We start from the raw sequence: 703 nt of genomic DNA, 5'->3' as shown, positions 1-703 counted from the left end.
CAATCACGGATTACTTCCATCGATGAAAAATTGGAACGTCTTCGTACGGCCAAGAAGTCTGTAGGGGAAATCCAACAAAATGTTCACAATATCAAGTATCCCATCATGCACCGAAATATTCAGCCTGAATGGCAAGGCAAACAAAAGGATGATTTCACCAAGCAGTGGGAAACCTTCTCTAGTGACTACACGAGTTTTCAAACGGAGATGAATACCTTCTATGATGCCATCTGTGATGAAATCACTAGGTTGGAAAATCAAAAGAATGAAGAACATGGTATTATTGGTTGGTGCCAAAGTCAGATTAACAATCTGGGAAATTTCATCGAGAAGCTACTACATACGAAGGAGGGGTAAGGTCATGTATGGAACGATTCAATTATCTGAGGTTCTGTTTAACGCGCACATCAGTAGTTTGACCAAGGCTCAGGCTAGTTTGGCTGGAGTGAGTAAGCCAAACTTCAACACGACATCGGAATCCAAGGTGCTCGATTTGTATCAGGAACAATTCAATGAGCTCTATCAGTTGATGACGAGCTATACGTCCTTATTGGGAACAGACATCGCCTTGATGTCCGCTACAGGAAAAGAGTTGGCCCGTACAGATACTGTATTGGGACAAACAATGTTTTCTGGCTTGCAGTAGGGAGGTTCTATGAGTTACAAGATAAAATTTGATGATATTACCTCTGTTCAAGTGGAA

General features: G+C 41.7%; 2 protein-coding genes. Both read left to right on the top strand.

Features of this window, described 5'->3' with window-relative positions:
- Nucleotides 1-357: DUF5082 domain-containing protein (locus N8M95_RS09175; RefSeq protein ID WP_261117084.1), on the top strand; the 357-nt coding region annotated here is incomplete at its 5' end.
- A gap of 4 nt (nt 358-361) precedes the next feature.
- Entirely contained in the window at nt 362-646 is a 285-nt protein-coding gene (locus tag N8M95_RS09170; protein WP_120769979.1) for a TIGR04197 family type VII secretion effector, read from the top strand.
- Nucleotides 647-703: the final 57 nt, after the last annotated feature.

The sequence above is a fragment of the Streptococcus mitis genome (assembly GCF_946190325.1).
GTDB classification, from domain to species: domain Bacteria; phylum Bacillota; class Bacilli; order Lactobacillales; family Streptococcaceae; genus Streptococcus; species Streptococcus mitis_CF.
Note: the sequence above shows the minus strand (reverse complement) of the source record. Positions and strands in the feature narration are given on the sequence as shown.

What these genes read in the sequence shown, in the direction of transcription:
- N8M95_RS09170 (WP_120769979.1), top strand. Translation starts at nt 362, where the DNA reads ATGTATGGAACGATTCAATTATCTGAGGTTCTGTTTAACGCGCACATC.